Source organism: Pantoea sp. GCM10028869 (assembly GCF_042666835.1).
GTDB lineage: Bacteria > Pseudomonadota > Gammaproteobacteria > Enterobacterales > Enterobacteriaceae > Pantoea > Pantoea leporis.
On the sequence record NZ_JBHTGO010000005.1, the window covers coordinates 447,517 to 472,057 of the forward strand.

Here is a 24,541-nt window from a genome sequence, read left to right on the forward strand (position 1 = left end):
AACAAGTTTCTGACAGTGTGTGAGCACACAGAGACGAATCGAGGATTCTGGAATGGCTGATATTACCGCTGCATTGGTAAAAGAACTGCGTGAGCGTACTGGCGCAGGCATGATGGACTGCAAAAAAGCGCTGACCGAAGCGAACGGCGACATCGAGCTGGCGATTGAGAACATGCGCAAATCTGGCGCAATCAAAGCGGCTAAGAAAGCAGGCAACGTTGCTGCTGATGGCGTGATCAAAACCAAAATCGCTGACGGCTTCGCGGCGATCCTGGAAGTAAACTGCCAGACCGACTTCGTTGCAAAAGATGGCGGTTTCCAGGCGTTTGCTGACAAGGTTCTGGATGCAGCTGTCGCTGGCAAAGTTACCGATGTGGAAGTTCTGAAAGCGCAGTTCGAAGAAGAACGCGTAGCGCTGGTTACGAAAATCGGTGAGAACATCAACATCCGTCGTATTGCTATCCTGGAAGGCGCTGAGCTGAACAGCTATCAGCATGGCGCACGTATCGGTGTGGTTGTTTCTACCACCGGTGCTGACGAAGAACTGAGCAAGCAAGTTGCTATGCACATCGCTGCGAGCAAGCCAGAATTCGTTAAGCCAGAAGACGTGTCTGCAGACGTGGTTGAGAAAGAGTACCAGGTTCAGCTGGATATCGCCATGCAGTCTGGCAAGCCAAAAGAAATCGCAGAGAAAATGGTTGAAGGCCGCATGAAGAAATTCACCGGCGAAGTTTCTCTGACCGGTCAGGCTTTCGTTATCGACCCAAGCAAAACCGTTGGCCAGGCGTTGAAAGAGAAAAACGCTGACGTCATCAACTTCATCCGCTTCGAAGTGGGCGAAGGCATTGAGAAAGTTGAAGCTGACTTCGCAGCAGAAGTTGCTGCAATGTCCAAACAGTCTTAATGGTCCGAAAGAACCGCCACAAGGCGGTTCTTTTTTGTCTGCGATTTAGTGCAGCACTTTCAGTCTCATCCCAATAGCTTTTCTCGCGGGCTTTGCGGATGATCGACCAGATTTTACTTCTCCTTTTCATCATATCTTCCAGGAAGAACTGACCATGGCGACCAACGCAAAACCTGTATATCAACGTATCCTGCTAAAACTGAGTGGCGAAGCACTGCAAGGTGCCGAAGGTTTTGGCATCGACGCGAGCGTGCTTGACCGCATGGCGCAAGAGGTGAAAGAGCTGGTTGAGCTGGGCATTCAGGTGGGTGTGGTTATTGGTGGCGGTAACCTGTTCCGCGGCGCAGGTCTGGCCCAGGCGGGCATGAACCGTGTGGTCGGCGACCATATGGGCATGCTGGCAACAGTGATGAATGGCCTGGCAATGCGTGACGCGCTGCACCGTGCGTATGTCAATGCGCGCTTGATGTCAGCGATTCCGCTGAACGGCGTGTGTGATAACTACAGCTGGGCAGAAGCGATCAGCCTGCTGCGTAATAACCGCGTCGTGATCTTCGCGGCCGGTACCGGCAACCCGTTCTTTACCACTGACTCTGCAGCCTGCCTGCGCGGCATCGAAATCGAAGCCGACGTGGTACTGAAAGCCACCAAAGTAGACGGCGTCTACTCTGAAGATCCGGTGAAAAACCCGGATGCCACGCTGTATGACCAACTGAGCTATGCAGAAGTGTTGGATAAAGAGCTTAAAGTAATGGATCTCGCCGCCTTTACGCTGGCGCGTGACCACAAGCTGCCTATCCGCGTCTTCAACATGAACAAGCCTGGCGCATTGCGTCGCGTCGTGATGGGTGAAAAAGAAGGCACCCTGATTACGCATTAATACCCGACGCGCGTTAAAATAAGGTATATTCTTTTGCCGCGATGCTCTGACATCGCGCAGCAATTAGGATGATCGATGTTTATCGATACCGCTTCCGGTTAGCCCGGAAATGGCCAGGTCAACCGAATTCAAGGGTTTCAACGTGATTAACGACATTAAAAAAGATGCAGACACGCGCATGGAAAAATGTGTGGATGCATTTAAAAACAACATCAGCAAAATCCGCACCGGTCGTGCTTCGCCTTCACTGCTCGACGGCATTGTGGTTCCTTATTACGGTACACCAACGCCGCTGCGCCAGCTGGCTAGCGTGACGGTTGAGGATTCACGTACGTTGAAAATCAACGTATTTGATCGCTCGCTGAGCACTGCGGTTGAGAAAGCGATTATGACGTCTGATTTGGGTCTGAACCCAAGCTCAGCCGGTAGCGATATTCGTGTGCCGCTGCCAGCGCTGACCGAAGAGCGTCGTAAAGACCTGATCAAGATCGTACGTGGCGAAGCAGAGCAGGGCCGTGTTTCCGTGCGTAACGTCCGCCGTGACGCCAACGATAAGATCAAAGCGCTGCTGAAAGACAAAGAGATCAGCGAAGACGACGAACGTCGTACGCAGGACGAGATCCAGAAAATGACCGATGCGCACATCAAGAGTGTTGATGCCGCATTGGCCGATAAAGAAAAGGAACTGATGGATTTCTAATTCCATCAACTGCTTTTCAAAACGCCGTTCAGAGACGAGACGTGTTCGACTCTGGCGGCGTTTTACATTGTGTTCGGCGCTGTTGCGGACACTCTCCACGACTTCACAGGGATAGCATGATGAAGCGATTAACTCTGCTGGGATCGACCGGCTCCATTGGTACCAGCACGCTGGCGGTGATTGCCGCAAATCCTGAACTTTATCAGGTGACCGCGCTGGTGGCTGGCCAGAATGTGGCGTTGATGGCTGAACAATGCCTGCAATTCCAACCGCGCTATGCCGCGATGTCCGATGAGACTTCCGCACAAGCGCTGCGTGAGCGACTGAAAGCACTCAACGTTAATACCGAAGTGCTCTCCGGCGTTCAGGCAGCCTGCGAATTGGCCGCGCTGGATGACGTGGATCAGGTGATGGCGGCGATTGTTGGCGCCTCAGGTTTACAGCCCACCATGGCGGCGATTCGCGCCGGTAAAACCGTGCTGCTGGCCAACAAAGAGTCGCTTGTCACATGCGGCCGTCTGTTTATGGAGGCGGTACGCCAACATCAGGTGCAATTGCTGCCGGTCGATAGCGAGCACAACGCCATTTTTCAGAGTTTACCCGCTTCCATACAGCATCAGTTGGGGTACGCTGATCTGCGGGGAAACGGCATCGAGTCGATTCTCCTTACGGGATCGGGTGGTCCTTTTCGTGACACGCCATTAGCGGATTTAGCCGGTATGTCGCCGGATCAGGCTTGTGCGCATCCGAACTGGTCAATGGGGCGTAAAATCTCCGTTGATTCGGCCACCATGATGAATAAAGGTCTTGAATACATTGAAGCCCGCTGGCTGTTTAATGCGACTGACGCGCAGATGGAGGTGATCCTGCATCCGCAGTCGGTTATCCATTCGATGGTGCGTTATTGCGACGGCAGCGTGCTGGCGCAACTGGGCTCTCCGGATATGCGGACGCCTATTGCGCACAGCATGGCATGGCCAGCACGTATTTCTGCGGGCGTAACGCCGCTCGACTTCACGCGCATGAAGTCGTTGACGTTTTCCGAGCCGGACTACGAGCGCTATCCCTGCCTGAAGCTTGCGATTGATGCCTGTGCCACAGGTCAGGCCGCTACGACATCGCTGAATGCAGCGAATGAAGTGGCGGTGGCAGCTTTTCTGCAGCACCAGATTCGCTTTACCGATATTGCCGCCATCAACAGCGAAGTGCTGGCGTCCCTGAGTTGTCAGGAGCCGGGCAGCATTGACGAGGTGATGGAGATTGATCGGTTAGCGCGCGTGCGTGCCAATGAATTGTTACCGCGCTTTCGTTTAGCAGGTTGATAGTTCCCGCTATTTGTTCGCTCTGGGTGAAAATGGTATAGTCGCTCGCTCGCGTTTCACAGCCGACATTGTTTCGATGTCATCTGGCGTGTTTGCCGGAGTTTGCTGCAGGCGCAATGTATTCAGAAACCACAGCATTTCTGATGAAAGGAATTATTACGCGTTATGTCGTCCAACAATCACAACACAATCGATGACGAGTCGTACTGCACGCCACGTCACGTGGCCATCATTATGGATGGTAATGGTCGCTGGGCAAAAAATCAGGGCAAACTGCGTATTTCAGGCCACAAAGCCGGGGTAAAATCAGTACGCCGGGCTGTCAGCTTTGCGGTTAGCCATAAACTGGAAGCGCTCACGCTTTATGCGTTCAGCAGTGAAAACTGGAGCCGTCCGATTCAGGAAGTGACAGCGTTAATGGAGTTGTTTGTCTGGGCGCTCGACAGCGAAGTTAAAAGCCTGCACAAACACAATGTGCGTCTGCGCATTATTGGCGATATCAGTCGTTTCAATAACCGAATTCAGGAACGCATTCGCCGCGCCGAGGAACTGACTCAGCAAAATAATGGACTGACCCTAAACATTGCTGCCAACTATGGCGGCCGTTGGGATATTATCCAGGGTGCCAGAAAATTGGCCGAACAGGTTCAGGAAGGTTTACTGCGTCCTGACCAGATTACCGAAGAAAGCCTGGCTCCGCATCTGTGTATGCAGGAGCTGGCGCCAGTGGATTTAGTGATAAGGACCGGGGGAGAGCATCGGATTAGCAACTTCCTGCTGTGGCAAATCGCCTATGCTGAGTTTTGGTTTACCGATGTTCTTTGGCCTGATTTTGATGAAAACGTTTTTGAAGGTGCACTGAATGCATTCTCTACGCGGGAGCGACGCTATGGCGGTACTGCACCAGGCGGCGCCTAAGCAATTTGGGGGTAACCTTTGCTGAAGTCTCGTCTGATTACCGCGTTAATTTTGATTCCGCTGGTGATCGCTGCACTGTTCTGGTTACCCCTGTCCGGTTTTGCGATTATCACTATCATCATCTGCATGCTTGCCGCCTGGGAATGGGGGCAGTTTGCTGGCATGAAAACGCGTCAGCAACGTATCTGGCTGGCCGTGCTTTGCGGCCTGTTGCTGTCCGCGATGCTCTTTACCCTTGAACCCTATCAACGCAATCTGCACCAATTCCAGATGGAAGGCTCGCTCTGGGCATCGCTGTTGTGGTGGATTGTCGCGCTCATCTTAGTACTGTTCTATCCCGCTTCTGCCGCGTTGTGGCGTCACTCACGTACGCTGCGCCTGCTGTTTGGCGTGCTCACCTTGATTCCGTTCTTCTGGGGCATGATGGCGCTGCGTCAGTATCATTACGATACCGACCATTTCGCCGGCGCATGGTGGCTGCTGTTCGTAATGTTCCTTGTCTGGGGCGCAGATTCTGGTGCTTACATGTTTGGTCGCCTGTTTGGCAAACACAAGCTGGCACCAAAAGTCTCTCCGGGTAAAACCTGGGAAGGTTTCTTCGGTGGCCTATTGTCATCTGCCATCATCGCCTGGCTGTTTGCTCTGCTGGCACCGCTTTCGGTGGCGCCGGGCACGCTAATTATCTGTGCGGTGATTGCGACGCTGGCATCGGTATTGGGCGACCTGACAGAAAGTATGTTCAAGCGTGAAGCGGGCATTAAAGACAGCGGTAACTTGATTCCGGGGCACGGTGGTATTCTCGATCGTATTGATAGCCTGACTGCTGCGGTGCCGGTGTTTGCCTGCCTGCTGCTGTTGGTGTTTCGCACCCTCTGAGGATAGCTGGCGATGTTGAGTATACTCTGGAGTTTTGCCGCCTTTATCGTGGCGCTTGGCGTGCTAATTACCGTGCACGAGTTTGGCCATTTCTGGGTGGCGCGCCGCTGCGGTGTTAAAGTTGAACGTTTCTCGATTGGCTTTGGTAAAGCGCTGTGGCGTCGCAGCGATCGTCAGGGCACCGAATATGTCATCGCGCTGATCCCTCTTGGCGGCTACGTCAAAATGCTCGACGAACGCGTTGAAAGCGTTCCCGCCGAGCTGCGTCATCAAGCCTTCAACAATAAAACCGTGCTGCAGCGTGCTTCGATTATCGCAGCCGGTCCTATCGCCAACTTCATCTTCGCCATCTTTGCTTACTGGGTAGTGTTTATTCACGGCGTGCCAGGTGTGCGTCCTGTGGTTGGTGAAATTCTGAACGGTTCCGTCGCTGCCGAAGCGCAAATTACTTCCGGCATGGAACTTAAAGCGGTAGATGGTATCGAAACGCCTGATTGGGATGCTGTGCGTATGGCGCTGATCGGTAAAATCGGCGACAGCGATGCCACGCTTACCGTCTCGCAATTTGGCGAAGAAGCCACGCAGCAAAAGCAATTAAATTTGCGCGATTGGCAATTTGAGCCTGATAAACAGGATCCGGTGGTCGCTTTAGGTATTCGTCCACGTGGGCCGCAGATTGAAACGACCTTAGCCGAAGTTCAGGCAAACTCACCGGCAAGCAATGCTGGTTTGCAAGCGGGCGATAGGATCGTTAAAGTCGATGGTCAGCCATTGTCACAGTGGCAGGCTTTTGCGGCACAGGTGCGGGATAATCCGGGTAAAAACATGGCGCTAGATATCGAGCGCAACGGCGAACCTGTGGCGTTGACGTTAACGCCGGAAGCGAAACCGGGCAATGAAGCGGAAGGCTTCGCGGGTGTCATCCCGCGTGTGATTCCGCTGCCTGATGAGTACAAAACGGTAAGGCAGTATGGACCTTTTGCGGCGATCGGCGAAGCCAGTGTAAAAACCTGGCAGTTGATGAAGCTAACAGTCTCCATGCTGGGCAAGTTGATAATCGGGGATGTGAAGCTGAATAACCTGAGCGGGCCGATTTCGATCGCGCAGGGTGCCGGGTTATCAGCAGAGTACGGGGTGATTTATTACCTGATGTTCCTGGCGCTGATCAGCGTCAACCTGGGCATCATTAACCTGTTCCCTCTGCCGGTTTTAGATGGTGGTCACCTGCTCTTTCTGGCGATCGAAAAGATCAAAGGTGGACCGGTGTCCGAGCGAGTTCAGGACTTTAGTTATCGCATTGGCTCAATATTGCTAGTGCTGTTAATGGGGCTTGCACTTTTCAATGATTTCTCACGTCTGTAATAGCTGGAACGCATACAGGCGCGGGATGTGTTAGGAAAACGCATAACAACGATGGCGATGAAAAAGTTGCTCATAGCGTCGCTGCTGTTTAGCAGCGCCACCGTTTACGGTGCAGACGATTTCGTAGTGAAGGACATTCATTTCGAAGGTCTCCAGCGAGTCGCCGTCGGCGCGGCTCTGCTCAGCATGCCGGTACGTGTCGGTGATACGGTGAATGACGATGATGTCAGAAACACCATTCGCTCACTGTTCGCCACCGGTAACTTTGAAGATGTGCAGGTTCTGCGTGACGGTACAACCCTGATTGTTCAGGTGAAAGAGCGTCCAACCATTGCCAACATCACTTTCTCCGGCAACAAAGCGGTGAAAGAAGATCAGCTGAAACAGAACCTCGAAGCCTCTGGCGTGCGCGTTGGCGAAGCGCTGGACCGCACCACGCTCTCTTCAATCGAGAAGGGTCTGGAAGACTTCTACTACAGCGTCGGTAAATACACCGCCAGCGTCAAAGCGATTGCTACGCCGCTGCCGCGCAACCGTGTGGATCTGAAATTCGTCTTCCAGGAAGGCGTTTCAGCGCAGATCCAGCAGATCAACATCGTCGGTAATAAAGCATTTACCTCTGATGAACTGATCTCGCGCTTCTCACTGCGTGACGAAGTGCCATGGTGGAACGTGGTGGGCGATCGTAAATACCAGAAACAGAAGTTAGCGGGCGATCTCGAAACCCTGCGCAGCTTCTATCTGGATCGCGGTTATGCGCGTTTCAACATCGATTCCACGCAGGTGAGCCTGACGCCAGATAAGAAAGGCATCTACATCACCGTGAACATTAACGAAGGCGATCAGTACAAGATTGCTGGCGTGATCGTGAACGGCAGCATGGCGGGCCATTCTGCTGAAATCGAAAAGATGACCAGGATTCCATCGGGTGAGTTGTATAACGGCACTAAAGTCACCCAGATGGAAGATGACATCAAGAAATTGCTGGGTCGCTACGGTTACGCCTATCCGCGCGTAATGACGCAGCCAGAAATCAACGATGCTGATAAAACCGTCAAGCTGCATATCAACGTGGATGCGGGCAACCGTTACTACGTGCGTAAAGTGCGCTTTGAAGGTAACGACACCTCAAAAGATTCCGTACTGCGCCGTGAAATGCGTCAGATGGAAGGTGCCTGGTTGGGCAGCGACCTCGTCGATCAGGGTAAAGAGCGTCTGAATCGTACCGGTTACTTCGAAACCGTGGATGTGGATACGCAACGTGTACCGGGTGCGCCGGATCAGGTTGATGTGGTCTACAAGGTGAAAGAGCGTAACACCGGTACTTTCAACTTTGGTGTCGGTTACGGTACTGAAAGTGGCGTCAGCTTCCAGGTGGGCGTGACCCAGGAAAACTGGCTCGGCACCGGTAACACTGTTGGCATCAGCGGTACCAAAAACGATTACCAGACCTATGCTGAGTTCTCACTGACCGACCCATACTTCACGGTCGACGGCGTGAGCCTTGGCGGTCGTTTGTTCTATAACGACTTTAAAGCTGATAACGCCGATCTGTCTGACTATACCAACAAAAGTTATGGTCTCGACGGTACGCTGGGCTTCCCGGTCAATGAAAATAATACGCTGCGTGTTGGTTTAGGTTATGTGCATAACGACCTGTCCAACATGCGTCCTCAGGTTGCGATGTGGCGTTATCTCGATTCGGTCGGTCGCCATCAGGGCTTGAACGATGACGGTGATTTCTCTGCAGATGATTTCACCTTCAACTACGGTTGGACCTATAACACTTTAGACCGCGGCTTCTTCCCTACGCGCGGTAACCGTACCAACCTGAACGGTAAAGTGACGATTCCAGGCTCTGATAATGCGTTCTATAAAGCGACATTGGATAGCCAGCAATATGTGCCGCTGAACCGCGATGGTACGTGGGTGGTGTTAGGCCGTGGCCGTGTAGGATATGGTGACGGACTTAATGGAAAAGAGATGCCGTTCTATGAGAACTTCTACGGCGGTGGCTCGAGCACGGTTCGTGGCTTCCAGTCCAACACCATTGGTCCTAAAGCTGCGTACCTGAACGATGGCTCGTCAAACTGTAAGATCTCTGATCCAAACGGCGTCTGTAAGTCGGACGATGCGGTTGGTGGTAACGCCATGGCGATTGCCAGCCTGGAGCTGATTACACCAACGCCGTTCCTGAGCGAGAAGTATGCGAATTCCGTGCGTACCTCGGTGTTTATGGATGCCGGTACCGTTTGGGATACCAAATGGCAGAACACTGCGGAAACACGCGCGGCGGGTGTGCCAGATTACAGCGATCCTAATAACATTCGCGTCTCTGCCGGTGTGGCACTGCAGTGGATGTCACCGTTAGGACCGCTGGTCTTCTCATACGCCCAGCCGATGAAGAAAGTCGAGGGAGACAAGTCAGAGCAATTCCAGTTTAACATTGGTAAAACCTGGTAAGGCTCTGAGCAGGGAAGTGAAAATACCGTCTTGCACGCGTGCTGCCTGATAATGTGGCACGCTGCAAACACACACGTTGAGGTAAGGAGTTTATAGTGAAAAAGTTGTTCTGTGCTGCTGCTCTGGGTGTTGCATTAGCTGCTTCTGCGGGTGCCCAAGCGGCTGATAAAGTTGCCGTCGTAAACCTGAGCCAGGTTTTCCAGCAGTCTCCGCAGCGTGCCGCTGTTGCTAAACAGCTTGAAGGTGAATTCCAGAGCCGCGCCTCTGACCTCCAGTCTCAGCAGCAGAAGATCCAGCAAGAAATTCAGGATCTGCAGCGTAATGCATCGACCATGAAAGCGAGCGACCGCACCAAGAAAGAGAAGCAAATCTCTTCTGAGCGTGCTGCCTTTGAACAAAAAGCACAGGCTTTTGACAAAGACAACCAAACTCGTCAGATGCAGGAGCGTAACAAGCTGCTGGCTAAAATCCAGACCGCTGTTCAGTCTGTAGCGAAAAGCGAAGGTTACGATCTGGTTCTGGACTCTCAGGCCGTGCTGTATTCTTCTTCTGATGCTAAAGACATCACTGCTGACGTTGTAAAACAGGTTAAATAATTGATGTCATCAATTCGACTGGCTGATTTAGCCCAGCAGTTGGATGCAGAATTGCACGGAGATGGCGATATCGTCATCTCCGGCATTGCTTCTATGCAATCCGCCACAACTGGCCAAATCACTTTTCTTGCAAACAGCCGCTACCGCGAGCAGCTCGCTACTATCCAGGCTTCAGCCGTGGTGCTGACGGAAGCGGATCTGGAGTGGTGTAAAACGGCCGCCCTGGTGGTGAAAAATCCTTACCTGACTTATGCCCGCATGGCACAACTGCTGGACACAACGCCGCAGCCCGCGCAGAATATCGCGCCCAGCGCGGTGATCGATGCAACGGCTAAGCTGGGTAACAACGTTTCGGTAGGCGCAAATGCGGTGATCGAGTCTGGCGTAGAGCTGGGTGACGACGTCGTTATTGGCGCAGGATGTTTTGTTGGTAAGCAGACGCGTATCGGTCGCGGCTCACGTTTGTGGGCTAACGTCACGATTTATCACGAAATCCAGATTGGTCAGGATTGTCTGATTCAGTCCGGCACCGTCATTGGTGCTGATGGTTTCGGGTATGCTAACGATCGCGGCAATTGGGTGAAAATCCCGCAGCTGGGTACCGTCGTGATTGGTGATCGGGTTGAAATTGGTGCCTGTACTACCATCGATCGCGGCGCGCTGGATAACACTCTGATCGGCAATGGTGTTATCATAGATAACCAGTGTCAGATTGCGCACAACGTCGTGATTGGTGATAACACCGCTGTTGCGGGTGGTGTGATCATGGCGGGTAGTCTGAAGATTGGACGTTACTGTATGATTGGCGGCGCCAGCGTCATTAACGGCCATATGGAAATCTGTGACAAAGTGACCGTAACGGGCATGGGCATGGTAATGCGCCCGATCACAGAGCCAGGCGTATATTCGTCGGGTATTCCACTGCAACCTAACAAAACCTGGCGTAAAACAGCAGCGCTGGTGATGAACATCGATGAAATAAGCAAACGCTTAAAAGCCATCGAACGTAAGGTCGGTAAAGACGACTAAACGCATCCCACGCTACTTGCTTTCATAACAAGAAGTGTACTTTCTTCCACCTTCGGTAACCCGAGAATGGCAGCAGGTATCGTAAGAAAGCGAAACGCCCCGAACTAATTTGCGGCCTGCGGAAGATCATTTTGATCGGTGCAGGCCGTGTTATTGATGCCATCAGATTTTTAGGACAGGAAGAGTATTTTGACTACTGAAACGCATACTCTGAAAATTGAAGAGATTTTAGAACTGCTGCCACATCGCTATCCTTTCTTGCTGGTTGATCGCGTGCTGGATTTTGAAGAGCATAAATATCTGCGCGCGGTGAAGAACGTTTCTGTTAACGAACCGTTTTTCCAGGGACACTTCCCTGGTAAGCCGATTTTCCCAGGCGTTCTGATCCTGGAAGCGATGGCGCAAGCGACCGGTATTCTGGCGTTCAAAAGCGTTGGGAAACTGGAACCAGGCGAACTCTATTACTTCGCTGGTATCGATGAAGCCCGTTTCAAACGTCCGGTTGTGCCGGGCGATCAGATGATCATGGAAGTGACCTTCGAGAAAACCCGTCGTGGTCTGACGCGCTTTAAAGGCGTGGCGACCGTGGACGGCAAAATTGTCTGTGAAGCGACCATGATGTGTGCCCGTAGCCGGGAGGCATAATAAGTGATTGATTCAACCGCCAATATCCATCCCAGTTCTGTCATTGAAGAGGGTGCCGTCATCGGCGCCAATGTTCACATCGGCCCGTTTTGCTTTATCGGCGCTAATGTGGAAATTGGTGAAGGAACCGTACTCAAATCGCACGTGGTGGTGAACGGCCACACGCGTATCGGCAAAGACAATCAGATCTACCAGTTCGCTTCCATCGGTGAAGTGAATCAGGACCTGAAATATGCGGGCGAACCGACGCGCGTTGAAATTGGCGATCGCAACCGCATCCGCGAGAGCGTCACCATTCATCGTGGCACTACGCAGGGCGGCAATGTGACCAAGGTCGGCAGCGATAACCTGCTGATGGTGAATGCTCACATCGCGCATGACTGCGTGATCGGTAATCGCTGCATCTTTGCTAACAATGCCACGCTGGGCGGTCACGTCACCGTTGATGATTTTGCGATTATCGGCGGCATGACGGCGGTACATCAGTGGTGCACCATTGGTGCTCACGTGATGGTTGGCGGTTGTTCAGGCGTCGCGCAGGATGTGCCGCCTTATGTCATTGCGCAGGGCAACCACGCAACGCCATACGGTATCAACATCGAAGGTCTGAAGCGTCGCGGCTTTAGCAAAGAAGCGCTGCATGCCATTCGCAACGCGTACAAACTGCTGTACCGCAGCGGCAAAACGCTGGATGAAGTGAAACCAGAGATTGAAGAGCTGGCGAAACAACACAGCGAAGTGCAGCCTTTCTATGACTTCTTTGCCCGTTCAACGCGTGGATTGATTCGTTAATCCATGTCAGCGCGTCCCCTAACGATTGCCCTGGTCGCCGGAGAAACCTCCGGCGATATTCTTGGTGCAGGTCTCATCCGTGCGTTAAAAGCGCGCCATCCTGATGCGCGCTTTGTTGGCGTGGCCGGTCCGCTGATGCAGGCCGAAGGCTGCGAAGCCTGGTATGAGATGGAAGAGCTGGCGGTGATGGGCATCGTCGAAGTGCTGGGACGCCTGCGGCGTCTGCTGAAAATTCGTCGTGACCTGACACAGCGCTTCACCGAACTCAAGCCGGATGTGTTCGTGGGCATTGATGCGCCGGATTTCAACATCACGCTGGAAGGTCGCCTCAAGCGCGCGGGCATTCGCACCATTCATTACGTCAGCCCTTCGGTTTGGGCATGGCGTCAAAAGCGCGTTTTCAAAATCGGCCGCAACACCAATCTGGTGCTGGCATTCCTGCCGTTTGAAAAAGCGTTTTACGATCGCTTTAACGTGCCGTGCCGCTTTATCGGCCACACCATGGCTGATGCGATGCCGCTGCAGCCCGATAAGCTGGCGGCGCGCCGCGAGTTAGGCATTGCTGACGAGGCGATTTGCCTTGGCTTGTTGCCGGGCAGTCGCGGTGCCGAAGTGGAAATGCTCAGCGCCGATTTCCTGCGCGCCGCGCAGCTGTTGCGTCAGCGCTATCCCACGCTGGAAATCGTGGTGCCGCTGGTGAACGCCAAACGCCGCGCGCAGTTTGAGCAGATCAAAGCGCAAGTTGCGCCAGAACTGCCGATGCATTTGCTGGATGGCAAAGGCCGTCAGGCGATGCTGGCCAGCGATGCCGCTATTCTTGCGTCTGGCACCGCCGCGCTGGAGTGCATGCTGGCGAAATGCCCGATGGTGGTCGGTTATCGCATGAAGCCGTCTACTTTTTGGCTGGCAAAACGTCTGGTAAAAACGCCGTACGTTTCTCTGCCAAATCTGCTGGCCGGTCGCGAGCTGGTGAAAGAGTTGCTGCAGGACGAATGCCAGCCTGACGCGCTAGCTGCGGCGCTGGAGCCGTTGCTGCACGCGGGCCCGGAGCGCGAAGCGCTACTGAAAGCCTTCACCGAACTGCATCAACAGATTCGCTGGAATGCCGATGAGCAGGCGGCGGATGCGGTACTGGAGATTATCAATGGCTGAATTTATCTATCCTAACGCGCAGCGGATTGCTGGCGTTGATGAAGTGGGGCGCGGCCCGCTGGTTGGCGCCGTGGTCACGGCGGCGGTGATCCTCGATCCCGCCAACCCGATTGCCGGACTGGCCGACTCGAAAAAACTCTCCGAGAAGCGTCGTCTGGCGCTGTATGACGAGATCAAAGAGAAGGCGCTGGCCTGGAGCCTTGGTCGTGCCGAGCCAGAGGAGATCGATCAGCTCAATATTCTGCACGCTACCATGCTGGCGATGCAGCGTGCGGTCGCGGGTTTGCACATTGCACCGGACTTCGTACTGATCGATGGCAACCGTTGCCCGGCGCTGCCGATGCCCTCACAGGCGGTGGTGAAGGGCGATAGCCTGGTGCAAGAAATCAGTGCTGCCTCGATCATCGCCAAAGTCACGCGCGATCGTGAAATGACCGAGCTGGATTTGCTGTTCCCGCAATATGGCTTTGCGCAACACAAAGGCTATCCAACCGCGCTGCACATGGAAAAGCTGACGCAGCACGGCGCCACACCTCATCATCGTCGCAGCTTTGCGCCGGTGCGTAACGCCTTGATTGATGCCGATGTGCTGGCAGCCCGCCAGCCAACTACGCTTTAATAGCCTGACGCTGTTTTAACCGGAAACTGATATGGCTGAACCTCGTTTCATACATCTGCGCGTCCACAGTGATTACTCCATGGTTGATGGTCTGGCGAAAACCGGACCCTTAGTCAAGAAGGCGGCTGCGCTGGGCATGCCGGCGATTGCCATTACCGATTACATCAACCTGTGCGGGCTGGTGCGTTTTTACGGTAGCGCACACGGCGCGGGGATCAAGCCGATTATTGGTGCTGACTTCCAGGTTGCCAGCGAATTGATGGGCGATGAGCTGACACAGTTAACGCTGCTGGCGGCCAATAACACCGGTTATCAAAACCTGACCTTGCTGATTTCACGTGCATATCAGCGCGGTTACGGCATTGCGGGCCCAATCATCGATCGCGACTGGCTGCTGGAGCTGGGCGAAGGCCTGATTCTGCTGTCTGGCGGACGTCGCGGCGACGTGGGCCGCAGTCTGCTGCGCGGCAATAGCGCAATGGTGGCGCAGTGTTTAAGCTTTTATCAGGAACACTTCCCGAATCGTTATTACCTGGAATTGATGCGCACCGGTCGCGCCGATGAAGAAGCGTATCTGCATGCCGCCGTTGAGCTGGCGGTGGCCGAAGGCGTTCCCGTCGTTGCCACCAACGAAGTGTGCTTCCTGAATGAAGAAGATTTTGATGCGCATGAAATCCGCGTCGCGATTCATGACGGCTATACGCTGGACGATCCCAAGCGTCCACGCAACTACAGTCCTCAGCAATATATGCGCAGTGAAGAGGAGATGTGCGAGCTGTTCTCGGACATTCCGGAAGCGCTGGAAAATAGCGTAGAGATTGCTAAGCGCTGTAACGTGACGGTGCGCCTCGGCGAATATTTCCTGCCGCAGTTCCCCACCGGTGACATGAGCACCGAAGACTTCCTCGTGGCGAAGTCTCGTGAAGGCCTGGAAGAGCGTATGGAATTCCTCTTCCCGGATCCGGCGGTGCGCGCAGAAAAACGCGTGGAATATGATGAACGTCTGGAGATTGAACTCACCGTTATCAACCAGATGGGCTTCCCCGGCTACTTCCTGATCGTGATGGAGTTTATCCAGTGGTCAAAGGACAACGGCATTCCCGTCGGCCCAGGCCGCGGTTCGGGTGCCGGTTCATTGGTGGCGTATGCGCTGAAAATCACCGATATCGATCCGCTGGAGTTTGACCTGCTGTTCGAACGTTTCCTGAACCCGGAACGTGTGTCGATGCCTGACTTTGACGTTGACTTCTGCATGGAGAAGCGCGATCAGGTGATCGATCACGTGGCCGATATGTATGGACGCGATGCGGTATCGCAGATCATCACCTTCGGTACCATGGCGGCGAAAGCGGTCATCCGCGATGTGGGACGCGTACTTGGCCATCCGTACGGTTTTGTTGATCGTATCTCGAAACTGATCCCGCCGGATCCGGGCATGACGCTGGAGAAAGCCTTCCTGGCTGAACCGCAACTGCCGGAGATCTACGAGGCCGATGAAGAGGTGAAAGCGCTGATTGACATGGCGCGCAAACTGGAAGGTGTCACGCGTAACGCCGGTAAACATGCCGGTGGTGTGGTGATCTCGCCGACCAAAATCACCGATTTTGCGCCGCTCTACTGCGATGAAAATGGGCAATTCCCGGTTACCCAGTTTGATAAGAATGACGTGGAATATGCCGGGCTGGTGAAGTTTGACTTCCTTGGCCTGCGTACGCTTACCATCATCGACTGGGCGCTGAAGATGATTAACCCGCGCCGTGAAAAGCAGGGTTTGCCACCGATTGATATCGCCGCCATCCCGCTGGATGACAAGAAAAGCTTTGATATGCTGCAGCGCTCGGAAACCACGGCGGTGTTCCAGCTTGAATCGCGCGGCATGAAAGATCTGATCAAACGTCTGAAGCCTGACTGCTTCGAAGATATGATCGCACTGGTGGCGCTGTTCCGTCCGGGACCGCTGCAATCGGGCATGGTAGATAACTTCATTGACCGTAAGCACGGTCGCGAAGAGATCTCTTATCCGGATATTCAGTGGCAGCACGAAACCCTGAAGCCGGTGCTGGAGCCGACCTACGGCATCATTCTGTATCAGGAGCAGGTGATGCAGATCGCTCAGGTGCTGTCTGGCTATACGCTGGGCGGCGCGGACATGCTGCGTCGTGCGATGGGTAAAAAGAAACCCGAAGAGATGGCGAAGCAGCGTTCGGTGTTCCGGGACGGTGCGGAGAAGATGGGCGTCGACGGTGAGCTGTCGATGAAAATCTTCGATCTGGTAGAAAAATTTGCCGGTTATGGCTTTAACAAGTCGCACTCCGCCGCTTACGCGCTGGTTTCCTATCAAACGCTGTGGCTGAAAGCGCACTATCCGGCAGAATTTATGGCGGCCGTAATGACCGCTGATATGGATAACACCGAGAAAGTGGTTGGCCTGGTCGACGAATGCTGGCGCATGGGCCTTAAAGTGCTGCCGCCAGACATCAACTCCGGTTTGTATCCGTTCCACGTCAATGACGAAGGCGAGATCGTTTACGGCATCGGCGCGATCAAAGGCGTGGGTGAGGGCCCGATCGAAGCGATCATTGATGCGCGTAATGAAGGCGGCTACTTTAAAGAGTTGTTTGATCTCTGTGCGCGCACCGACACCAAAAAGATCAACCGTCGCGTAATGGAAAAACTGATCATGTCGGGCGCATTCGATCGTCTCGGCCCGCATCGCGCGGCTTTGATGAGTGCACTCGGCGATGCATTAAAAGCGGCCGATCAGCATGCTAAAGCCGAAGCCATCGGCCAGGCCGATATGTTTGGCGTGCTGGCCGAAGAGCCAGAGCAGGTAGAGAAATCCTACGCCAGCATCACGCCGTGGCCGGAACAAATTCAACTGGATGGCGAACGTGAGACTTTGGGTCTCTATCTTACCGGACATCCGATTAACCAGTATTTGAAAGAAATTGAGCGTTACGTCGGCGGCATGCGGCTGAAAGACATGCATCCGACAGATCGTGGTAAAGTAACCGTCGCGGCGGGGCTGGTGATTGCCGCCCGTGTGATGGTCACTAAACGCGGCAACCGAATTGGTATTTGTACCATTGACGATCGTTCTGGTCGTCTTGAAGTGATGTTATTTACCGATGCGTTAGATAAATACCAGCAGTTGCTGGAGAAGGACCGTATCCTGATCGTCAGTGGACAGGTCAGCTTTGATGACTTTAGCGGTGGCCTTAAAATGACCGCTCGAGAAGTGATGGACATCGACGAAGCGCGGGAAAAATACGCGCGCGGACTTGCTATCTCGCTGACGGACAGGCAAATTGATGACCAGCTTTTAAACCGTCTCCGCCAGTCTCTGGAGCCTCATCGTTCCGGGACCATTCCGGTGCATCTCTACTATCAGAGAGCCGATGCGCGAGCGAAGCTACGCTTTGGTGCAGCGTGGCGTATTTCGCCCAGCGATCGTTTACTCAACGATTTGCGGTCGTTAGTAGGATCGGAGCAGGTGGAACTGGAGTTTGACTAAAACAGGAACATTATGAGTCTTAATTACCTGGATTTTGAACAGCCAATCGCAGAGCTTGAAGCGAAAATCGACTCGTTAAAATCGATTGGCCGTTCGGATGAGAAACACGATATTAATTTGGATGAGGAAGTGCAGCGTTTACGCGAAAAAAGCGTTGAGCTGACCCGTAAAATCTTCTCCGATTTAGGCGCATGGCAAGTGGCGCAACTCGCGCGTCATCCGCTGCGTCCTTATACACTGGACTATATCCGCAACGCGTTTGATGATTTCGACGAACTGGCTGGCGATCGTGCTTATGCCGATGATAAAGCGATTGTCGGCGGTATTGCCCGTCTTGACGATCGTCCAGTGATGATCATTGGTCATCAGAAAGGTCGCGAGACCAAAGAGAAAATTCGTCGTAACTTCGGTATGCCGGCACCAGAAGGCTATCGCAAAGCGCTGCGTCTGATGGAAATGGCTGAACGCTTTAAGATGCCGCTGATAACCTTCATCGATACGCCGGGAGCTTATCCGGGCGTGGGTGCAGAAGAGCGCGGTCAGTCAGAAGCGATCGCACGCAACCTGCGTGAAATGTCTGGCCTGAAAATTCCGGTGATTTGTACCGTAATCGGCGAAGGCGGTTCCGGTGGTGCGCTGGCAATCGGCGTGGGCGACAAAGTCAATATGCTGCAGTACAGCACCTATTCGGTGATTTCACCGGAAGGTTGTGCGTCGATCCTGTGGAAAAGCGCCGATAAAGCTCCGCTGGCTGCGGAAGCGATGGGTATCACAGCTGAGCGTCTGAAAGAGCTGAAGCTGATCGATTCCATCATTCCTGAGCCGCTGGGCGGCGCGCATCGTCAACCGGTAGATATGGCGGCTTCTCTTAAGCAGCAACTGCTGGCGGATCTGGCCGATCTCGATGTACTGAGCACCGAAGAGTTGCTCAACCGTCGCTATCAGCGCCTGATGAACTACGGCTACGCTTGATACATCAGATCTAAGCAAGAAGCGGACCCCGGTCCGCTTTTTTTATGTCGAACGAACACCATTCTGATCAGCCATCCGTAGGGTAGCCATCCATGGCTACCTGGTTCGACGATTTCGCTGTGACTCCGGTGCAAGGTCCAGAAAAGACCAGCCCGATCGAAAAGAATAACTGCATCCATGCAGATCGGCCTCGCCATCCATGGCTCGGACGCTTTGCTCTTCGGGCTGGTCTTTCCTGTCCCCTTTGGCTTGATCGTGGCTTTTCTGGTGCATTAGCATTCGGTTACAATCACTCAACAGCAGAGCATTCCAGGTTTATCCGCGCGCGGTTTTCGCTATCCTTATTCAGTGCCACAACACCACAGGAGGTGAGCATTGAATATTATTGCGATCATGGGACCGCACGGCGCTTTCTACAAAGATGAGCCTATTCGCGAGCTGGATGCTGCCCTCAAGCTGCAAGGCTTCCAAACCGTTTACCCCAATAATGCCAGCGACCTGCTGAAGTTGATTGAACACAATCCGCGTATCTGCGGTGTGATTTTTGACTGGGACGATTACAGTCTGGCGCTGTGTAGCGACATCAATCAGCTTAATGAATATCTGCCGCTCTATGCCTTCATCAACACCCATTCGCAGATGGATGTCAGCATCAACGAGATGCGCATGGCGCTGCACTTCTTCGAGTATGCCCTGAGCGCTGCCGATGACATCGCGCTGCATATTCGTCAGTACACCGATGAGTACATCGATAACATCACGCCGCCGCTAACTAAAGCGTTGTTCACCTACGTCAAAGAGGGCAAATACACCTTCTGCACGCCGGGTCACATGGGCGGCAGCGCCTTCCAGAAAAGCCCGGTGGGCAGCCTGTTTTATGACTTCTTTGGCTCGAACACCTTAAAAGCGGATGTCTCGATCTCGGTCACGGAATTGGGTTCATTGCTCGATCACACCGGCCCGCATCTGGAAGCGGAGGAGTACGTTGCGCGCACCTTTGGCGCTGAGCAAAGCTACATGGTGACTAACGGCACCTCGACCTCGAACAAAATCGTCGGCATGTATGCGGCGCCTGCGGGTAGCACGGTGCTGATTGACCGCAACTGCCATAAATCGCTGACCCATTTGCTGATGATGAGCGACATCATCCCAATCTGGCTCAAACCGACGCGCAACGCGCTGGGCATTCTGGGCGGCATTCCGCAGCGCGAGTTTACGCGTGACAGCATCCAGCAAAAGGTCAACGCCACGCCGCGTGCCAGCTGGCCGGTGCATGCGGTAATCACCAACTCAACCTACGATGGCCTGCTGTACAACACGCAGTTCATCAAACATACGCTGGATGTGCCATCGATCCACTTTGATTCTGCGTGGGTGCCGTACACCAATTTCCATCCGATCTATGCCGGTAAAAGCGGCATGAGCGGCGATCGTACTCCCGGCAAAGTGATTTATGAAACGCAATCGACGCACAAACTGTTAGCGGCGTTCTCGCAGGCTTCGCTGATTCACATCAAAGGCGATTACGACGAGCACACCTTCAACGAAGCCTACATGATGCACACCACCACCTCGCCGAGCTACGCGATTGTCTCGTCGATTGAAACCGCGGCGGCGATGCTGCGCGGCAATCCGGGTAAGCGACTGATCAACCGCTCGGTTGAGCGTGCGCTGCATTTCCGTCGTGAGATTCAACGCTTGCGGGAAGAGTCTGACGGCTGGTTCTTTGATATCTGGCAGCCAGAGCAGGTCGATCAGGCCGAATGCTGGCCGATCCAGCCGGGCGAGGAGGATTGGCACGGTTTCACCCATGCCGATCGCGATCATATGTATCTCGATCCGATCAAAGTCACCATTCTGACGCCGGGCATGAGCGAGCTCGGTAACATGGCGGAAGAGGGCATTCCAGCCGCGCTGGTGGCGAAGTTCCTCGATCAGCGCGGCATCGTGGTGGAGAAAACCGGGCCGTACAATCTGCTGTTCCTGTTCAGCATCGGCATCGATAAAACCAAAGCGATGAGCGTGCTGCGTGGGCTGACGGAGTTTAAGCGTGCATACGATCTCAACCTGCGGGTGAAAAATATGCTGCCGGATCTCTATGCTGAAGATCCCGACTTCTACCGCAACATGCGCATTCAAACGCTGGCGCAGGGCATTCATCAATTGATCCTGCAACATGATCTGCCGCGCCTGATGTTGAAAGCATTCGACGTGCTGCCGGAGATGAAGATGACGCCGCATCAGGCATTTCAGCGCCAGGTAAAAGGTCAGGTGGAAACGGTGGATATTCGCGAGCTGGTGGGGCGCATTTCCGCCAACATGATTCTGCCGTATCCGCCTGGCGTGCCGGTGGTGATGCCCGGCGAGATGATCACCGAAGAGAGCCGTTCAGTGCTCGATTTTCTGCTGATGCTCTGCACCATCGGCCGGCACTATCCCGGCTTCGAGACCGACATTCACGGTGCGACGTTGACGGACGATGGGCGCTATCTGGTGCGCGTATTGCGTGAAGATGATGAAGGCTAACTTAGGACAATCACCTCTTTTCATCGTCGCATTTGCCACGTAGGGTAAGCGGCTTATGTGAAAACCGGAGTCGCTATGCTGCAGATTAAACAGATCCATCACATCGCCATTATTGCCACCGATTATCAGCGCAGTAAGGCGTTTTATTGTGATGTGCTGGGCTTTGAATTGTTGGGTGAATATTACCGCGCCGAGCGTGACTCGTGGAAAGGCGATCTTGGCCTGAATGGGGTTTATACCATTGAGCTGTTCTCTTTCCCCTCGCCGCCGCCACGCGTTAGTGGACCGGAAGCCTGCGGCCTGCGTCATCTGGCGTTTTGCGTTGACGATGTTGAGCAGTCCATAGCGGCGCTGGCGGAGAAGGGCGTGACGTGCGAGCCGATTCGTATCGATGCGTTAACCGGTAAAGCCTGCACCTTCTTCCCCGATCCGGATGGTTTGCCGCTGGAGCTGTATCAGGCGTAAACTAGCGTCCGCCGCGAGCCGCAATTCGGTGGCTCGCCCGGACGGAACGCGCTCATGTCTTTATCTCATCTTGCTTCGCTGCTGACACCCGACGCTGGCTATGTGCTGGCGTTCAGCGGCGGACTTGATTCCACCGTGCTACTGCATCAATTGGTCTGCTGGCAACGTCAGCAGCCAGCGCTACGCGTGCGCGCGTTACACGTCCATCATGGTCTTAGCCCGAATGCCGATAGCTGGGCGCTGCATTGCCAGCAAGTTTGCCAGCAGTGGCAGATTCCCTGTGAAGTGCTGCATGTGCAGGTTGATGGCCGCGCCAACGGCATTGAAGCGGCTGCCCGCGAAGCACGCTATCAGGCGCTGTTTCAGCATCTGCAACCCGGTGAACACTTACTTACCGCTCAGCACCTCGACGATCAGGCGGAAACGCTGCTGCTGGCGTTAAAACGCGGCAGCGGACCGGCGGGTTTGGCCGCGATGCCGCTGCAGCGCAGCGTGGGTGAACATCGGCATCTGCGTCCGTTGCTCGACGTTAGCCGTCAGCAGCTGGAAAACTATGCTACCGAGCATCAACTGCGCTGGATTGAAGATGAAAGCAACGCCGATAGCCGCTATGACCGCAACTTCCTGCGTCAGCAGATTCTGCCGCAGCTGCAGGCGCGCTGGCCGCACTTCAGTGCCGCCAGTGCACGCAGCGCCGCGCTCTGTGGCGAGCAGGAGCAACTGCTCGACGAGTTGCTGGCGGAACAGCTGGCGCAGCTTAGCGATGCGCAGGGCGCGCTGCACTTCCCGCCGTTAATGAACATGAGCGAAGCGCGGCGTCATGCGCTGTTACGCCGCTGGATTGCTCAACAGGGCGGCGCGATGCCTTCGCGCGAGGCATTGAAACGCATCACCGATGAAGTCATCAACAGCCGTGAAGACGCCAAACCTTGTTTGCGTTTCGGCGCTTTTGAGCTGCGCCGCTATCGCCAGCAACTCTATTGGTTACCGCCGCAGCCTTCACTTAGTCAGCACTTGCTAACCTGGCAAGACCGCACGCAGCCGCTTAATTTACCCGCTGGTTTAGGTTCGCTGCACGCGAATGCGTGGATTGCCGAGCTGCGCCAGCCTGCAGCGGATGAAGCGATCACGATCCGCTTCCAGGCGCAGGGTTATTATCATATACAGGGGCGCGCAGGTGGCCGCGAGATGAAGAAGCTGTGGCAAGAGCTGGGCGTTGCGCCCTGGCAGCGCGAACGTATTCCGTTGATTTATTTTAACCAGACGTTAATTAGCGCGCCGGGGCTGTTTATTACCCGCGAAGGCGCAGCCAGCAACGAGCAAGGCTGGCAGGCGATCTGGTCACCACAACAATAAAATGGAGAGCAATGATGAAACTTTGGATGGCCGCGGCGTTATTCGCTGCGGCGCTGCCGGCGTTGGCCGATGGCGATGTGAATGCGGGTGCGCAAAAAGCGGCAAGCTGTATGGCGTGTCACGGTGCGGAGGGCAAAAGCGCGGTGCCGCTCTATCCCAATCTGGCCGGGCAACATGCGCCTTATCTGCTGCATTCACTGCAAGCCTATAAAAAAGGCGAGCGGAGCGGCGGCCAGGCGGAAGTGATGAAAGCGTTTGTAGCGGGATTGAGCGATCAGGATATGGCAGATTTATCGGCGTATTACAGTTCGTTAAAACCTTAAGCGAGGTGGGCGGGATGTGATTCCCGCCCGAGAGAGGTTTTACTCGTCTTCGCTGACGACGACGGTGCCCAGCTCAGGATGTGTGAAGCTGGCGATGTGGTCGAGCCGCACTTCGCGGGTCTCGCCTGAAAGATCGACGGCAAGGTACTCGACGTTTTTACGTGAGACCATGTCCACGGCTTTGGCCTTGAGCTGATCGCCGTTTTTTAACTCTAACGACAGCGTCCAGTGTTTTTGGCAGGCGAGTTCAAGGTTGTCGTAATCATCGCAGTTGATGGGTTTGTAGGCTTCATTCGTCAACATAGTCGCTCACCAATAAGTTTGCAGCGGCATACGCTGCTTGTTCCCTGAGAGAAGAGTTTAGCGCAGAATCAGCGGCAATATCGTTGAGAGCCTTCAACGCACAACCTATGGCGTCTGGCACATACCCAAGGTCGCCGCTACCAATTTCGGCATACTTCTGGCGAACTAACTCACAATACTTTTGCACATACACCTCCTCAGCAGAGTTGATACTCTGGATGATAGGCGACTATATCACAGGAATTTCATCGAAATCAGCCCGGTCGTCACGGGAATGATGCAAGCAAATGGGCAAAAGTGACATTTCGCGCTGGTCTTATGCATTCAGCGTGCGCACAAAAGGTTAAGTTGATGAACAGGTTATTACGCGACGCAACGTCGAGCCAAACGGTAGGTGACAGATGATTGTGCTGTCTCGATCGCTTTCACTTGCAGATAATGAAGTGGAACTCAGTGCCATCCGTGCGCAAGGTGCCGGTGGCCAGCATGTGAATAAAACGTCGACGGCGATTCACCTGCGATTTGATATTCATGCCTCATCGCTGCCGCCGTTTTATAAAGAGCGGCTGCTGGCGGCGAGCCATCATTTGATTACCGCGGAAGGCGTGGTGATCATCAAAGCACAGGAACATCGCAGCCAGGAAATGAATCGGGAAGCGGCCGTGCAGCGGCTGATAAATCTGATTCGGGAGTTAACCACGGTGGAAAAAGTGCGGCGTGCGACCAAACCGACGCACGGTTCTAAAGTGAGGCGGCTGGAAGGTAAAACGCGGCGCAGTAACGTGAAGGCGATGCGCGGAAAGGTGCAATAAAAAACGCCTCCG

23 protein-coding genes are annotated in these 24,541 nt (G+C 54.2%); 21 read left to right on the forward strand and 2 right to left on the reverse strand.

Annotation, left to right across the window (positions count from 1 at the left end; translation table 11 throughout):
- Positions 1-52: 52 nt before the first annotated feature.
- From tsf to ACFQW4_RS16125, 20 genes are all read left to right on the forward strand, one after another.
- Positions 53-904, forward strand: a complete 852-nt coding sequence (gene tsf / locus ACFQW4_RS16030; protein WP_101762048.1) for a translation elongation factor Ts — start codon at positions 53-55, stop codon at positions 902-904.
- A 154-nt stretch (positions 905-1,058) separates the two neighbouring features.
- A complete protein-coding gene (pyrH, locus tag ACFQW4_RS16035) occupies positions 1,059-1,784 on the forward strand; it encodes a UMP kinase (protein WP_007893903.1) in 726 nt (241 codons plus the stop codon).
- A gap of 142 nt (positions 1,785-1,926) precedes the next feature.
- Entirely contained in the window at positions 1,927-2,484 is a 558-nt protein-coding gene (gene frr / locus ACFQW4_RS16040; protein ID WP_271460756.1) for a ribosome recycling factor, read from the forward strand.
- 119 nt (positions 2,485-2,603) lie between these two features.
- Positions 2,604-3,806, forward strand: a complete 1,203-nt coding sequence (ispC, locus tag ACFQW4_RS16045; RefSeq protein WP_192412747.1) for a 1-deoxy-D-xylulose-5-phosphate reductoisomerase — start codon at positions 2,604-2,606, stop codon at positions 3,804-3,806.
- Between the two features lie 165 nt (positions 3,807-3,971).
- Entirely contained in the window at positions 3,972-4,724 is a 753-nt protein-coding gene (gene ispU / locus ACFQW4_RS16050; RefSeq protein WP_336768528.1) for a (2E,6E)-farnesyl-diphosphate-specific ditrans,polycis-undecaprenyl-diphosphate synthase, read from the forward strand.
- 18 nt (positions 4,725-4,742) lie between these two features.
- Positions 4,743-5,600: a phosphatidate cytidylyltransferase gene (cdsA, locus tag ACFQW4_RS16055; protein ID WP_101762046.1), complete on the forward strand. Its 858-nt coding sequence runs from the start codon at positions 4,743-4,745 to the stop codon at positions 5,598-5,600.
- Between the two features lie 12 nt (positions 5,601-5,612).
- On the forward strand, positions 5,613-6,962 hold the full coding sequence (gene rseP, locus ACFQW4_RS16060; protein ID WP_101762045.1) for a sigma E protease regulator RseP: 1,350 nt from the start codon (positions 5,613-5,615) through the stop codon (positions 6,960-6,962).
- A 51-nt stretch (positions 6,963-7,013) separates the two neighbouring features.
- Positions 7,014-9,425, forward strand: coding sequence for an outer membrane protein assembly factor BamA (bamA, locus tag ACFQW4_RS16065; RefSeq protein WP_110867573.1), 2,412 nt, complete (start codon positions 7,014-7,016; stop codon positions 9,423-9,425).
- Between the two features lie 95 nt (positions 9,426-9,520).
- Complete coding sequence (locus tag ACFQW4_RS16070) at positions 9,521-10,021, forward strand: OmpH family outer membrane protein (protein WP_007893920.1); 501 nt, start codon at positions 9,521-9,523, stop codon at positions 10,019-10,021.
- Positions 10,022-10,024: 3 nt separating this feature from the next.
- Positions 10,025-11,050, forward strand: a complete 1,026-nt coding sequence (gene lpxD / locus ACFQW4_RS16075; RefSeq protein WP_110867574.1) for a UDP-3-O-(3-hydroxymyristoyl)glucosamine N-acyltransferase — start codon at positions 10,025-10,027, stop codon at positions 11,048-11,050.
- Between the two features lie 189 nt (positions 11,051-11,239).
- A complete protein-coding gene (gene fabZ / locus ACFQW4_RS16080; protein WP_007893924.1) occupies positions 11,240-11,695 on the forward strand; it encodes a 3-hydroxyacyl-ACP dehydratase FabZ in 456 nt (151 codons plus the stop codon).
- A gap of 3 nt (positions 11,696-11,698) precedes the next feature.
- Positions 11,699-12,487 carry an acyl-ACP--UDP-N-acetylglucosamine O-acyltransferase gene (gene lpxA / locus ACFQW4_RS16085; protein ID WP_101762042.1) on the forward strand — a complete coding sequence of 263 codons (789 nt, stop codon included), beginning with the start codon at positions 11,699-11,701 and terminating at the stop codon, positions 12,485-12,487.
- Positions 12,488-12,490: 3 nt separating this feature from the next.
- A complete protein-coding gene (gene lpxB / locus ACFQW4_RS16090) occupies positions 12,491-13,639 on the forward strand; it encodes a lipid-A-disaccharide synthase (protein ID WP_377726174.1) in 1,149 nt (382 codons plus the stop codon).
- Complete coding sequence (gene rnhB, locus ACFQW4_RS16095) at positions 13,632-14,258, forward strand: ribonuclease HII (RefSeq protein ID WP_377726176.1); 627 nt, start codon at positions 13,632-13,634, stop codon at positions 14,256-14,258. The genes lpxB and rnhB overlap by 8 nt, the downstream gene beginning before the upstream one ends.
- A gap of 31 nt (positions 14,259-14,289) precedes the next feature.
- Positions 14,290-17,772 carry a DNA polymerase III subunit alpha gene (gene dnaE, locus ACFQW4_RS16100; protein WP_192235645.1) on the forward strand — a complete coding sequence of 1,161 codons (3,483 nt, stop codon included), beginning with the start codon at positions 14,290-14,292 and terminating at the stop codon, positions 17,770-17,772.
- Between the two features lie 12 nt (positions 17,773-17,784).
- On the forward strand, positions 17,785-18,744 hold the full coding sequence (gene accA / locus ACFQW4_RS16105; RefSeq protein ID WP_280172481.1) for an acetyl-CoA carboxylase carboxyl transferase subunit alpha: 960 nt from the start codon (positions 17,785-17,787) through the stop codon (positions 18,742-18,744).
- A 375-nt stretch (positions 18,745-19,119) separates the two neighbouring features.
- Complete coding sequence (locus ACFQW4_RS16110; protein WP_377726179.1) at positions 19,120-21,270, forward strand: lysine decarboxylase LdcC; 2,151 nt, start codon at positions 19,120-19,122, stop codon at positions 21,268-21,270.
- Positions 21,271-21,345: 75 nt separating this feature from the next.
- Positions 21,346-21,735, forward strand: coding sequence for a VOC family protein (locus tag ACFQW4_RS16115; protein WP_210080834.1), 390 nt, complete (start codon positions 21,346-21,348; stop codon positions 21,733-21,735).
- Between the two features lie 54 nt (positions 21,736-21,789).
- Positions 21,790-23,091 (forward strand): tRNA lysidine(34) synthetase TilS, encoded by a 1,302-nt coding sequence (gene tilS, locus ACFQW4_RS16120; RefSeq protein ID WP_377726182.1) that lies wholly within the window; start codon positions 21,790-21,792, stop codon positions 23,089-23,091.
- A 14-nt stretch (positions 23,092-23,105) separates the two neighbouring features.
- On the forward strand, positions 23,106-23,414 hold the full coding sequence (locus tag ACFQW4_RS16125; RefSeq protein WP_101762035.1) for a cytochrome c: 309 nt from the start codon (positions 23,106-23,108) through the stop codon (positions 23,412-23,414).
- A gap of 39 nt (positions 23,415-23,453) precedes the next feature.
- Here the strand turns inward: ACFQW4_RS16125 and rof are convergent, their stop codons facing one another.
- Both rof and ACFQW4_RS16135 read right to left on the reverse strand, forming a co-directional pair.
- Positions 23,454-23,717 (reverse strand): Rho-binding antiterminator, encoded by a 264-nt coding sequence (gene rof / locus ACFQW4_RS16130; RefSeq protein WP_101762034.1) that lies wholly within the window; start codon positions 23,715-23,717, stop codon positions 23,454-23,456.
- Positions 23,704-23,904, reverse strand: coding sequence for a YaeP family protein (locus ACFQW4_RS16135; protein WP_036622231.1), 201 nt, complete (start codon positions 23,902-23,904; stop codon positions 23,704-23,706). The genes rof and ACFQW4_RS16135 overlap by 14 nt, the downstream gene beginning before the upstream one ends.
- 214 nt (positions 23,905-24,118) lie before the next feature.
- Between ACFQW4_RS16135 and arfB the strand changes: the two genes are divergently transcribed.
- Positions 24,119-24,529: an alternative ribosome rescue aminoacyl-tRNA hydrolase ArfB gene (arfB, locus tag ACFQW4_RS16140; protein ID WP_101762033.1), complete on the forward strand. Its 411-nt coding sequence runs from the start codon at positions 24,119-24,121 to the stop codon at positions 24,527-24,529.
- Positions 24,530-24,541: the final 12 nt, after the last annotated feature.

Bases quoted from the DNA above. Each gene is read 5' to 3' on its own strand.
- tsf (WP_101762048.1), top strand. From the start codon at position 53: ATGGCTGATATTACCGCTGCATTGGTAAAAGAACTGCGTGAGCGTACT.
- pyrH (WP_007893903.1), top strand. From the start codon at position 1,059: ATGGCGACCAACGCAAAACCTGTATATCAACGTATCCTGCTAAAACTG.
- ispC (WP_192412747.1), top strand. From the start codon at position 2,604: ATGAAGCGATTAACTCTGCTGGGATCGACCGGCTCCATTGGTACCAGC.
- ispU (WP_336768528.1), top strand. From the start codon at position 3,972: ATGTCGTCCAACAATCACAACACAATCGATGACGAGTCGTACTGCACG.
- rseP (WP_101762045.1), top strand. From the start codon at position 5,613: ATGTTGAGTATACTCTGGAGTTTTGCCGCCTTTATCGTGGCGCTTGGC.
- bamA (WP_110867573.1), top strand. From the start codon at position 7,014: ATGGCGATGAAAAAGTTGCTCATAGCGTCGCTGCTGTTTAGCAGCGCC.
- lpxD (WP_110867574.1), top strand. From the start codon at position 10,025: ATGTCATCAATTCGACTGGCTGATTTAGCCCAGCAGTTGGATGCAGAA.
- lpxB (WP_377726174.1), top strand. From the start codon at position 12,491: ATGTCAGCGCGTCCCCTAACGATTGCCCTGGTCGCCGGAGAAACCTCC.
- rnhB (WP_377726176.1), top strand. From the start codon at position 13,632: ATGGCTGAATTTATCTATCCTAACGCGCAGCGGATTGCTGGCGTTGAT.
- dnaE (WP_192235645.1), top strand. From the start codon at position 14,290: ATGGCTGAACCTCGTTTCATACATCTGCGCGTCCACAGTGATTACTCC.
- accA (WP_280172481.1), top strand. From the start codon at position 17,785: ATGAGTCTTAATTACCTGGATTTTGAACAGCCAATCGCAGAGCTTGAA.
- ACFQW4_RS16115 (WP_210080834.1), top strand. From the start codon at position 21,346: ATGCTGCAGATTAAACAGATCCATCACATCGCCATTATTGCCACCGAT.
- tilS (WP_377726182.1), top strand. From the start codon at position 21,790: ATGTCTTTATCTCATCTTGCTTCGCTGCTGACACCCGACGCTGGCTAT.
- ACFQW4_RS16125 (WP_101762035.1), top strand. From the start codon at position 23,106: ATGAAACTTTGGATGGCCGCGGCGTTATTCGCTGCGGCGCTGCCGGCG.
- rof (WP_101762034.1), bottom strand. From the start codon at position 23,717: ATGTTGACGAATGAAGCCTACAAACCCATCAACTGCGATGATTACGAC.
- arfB (WP_101762033.1), top strand. From the start codon at position 24,119: ATGATTGTGCTGTCTCGATCGCTTTCACTTGCAGATAATGAAGTGGAA.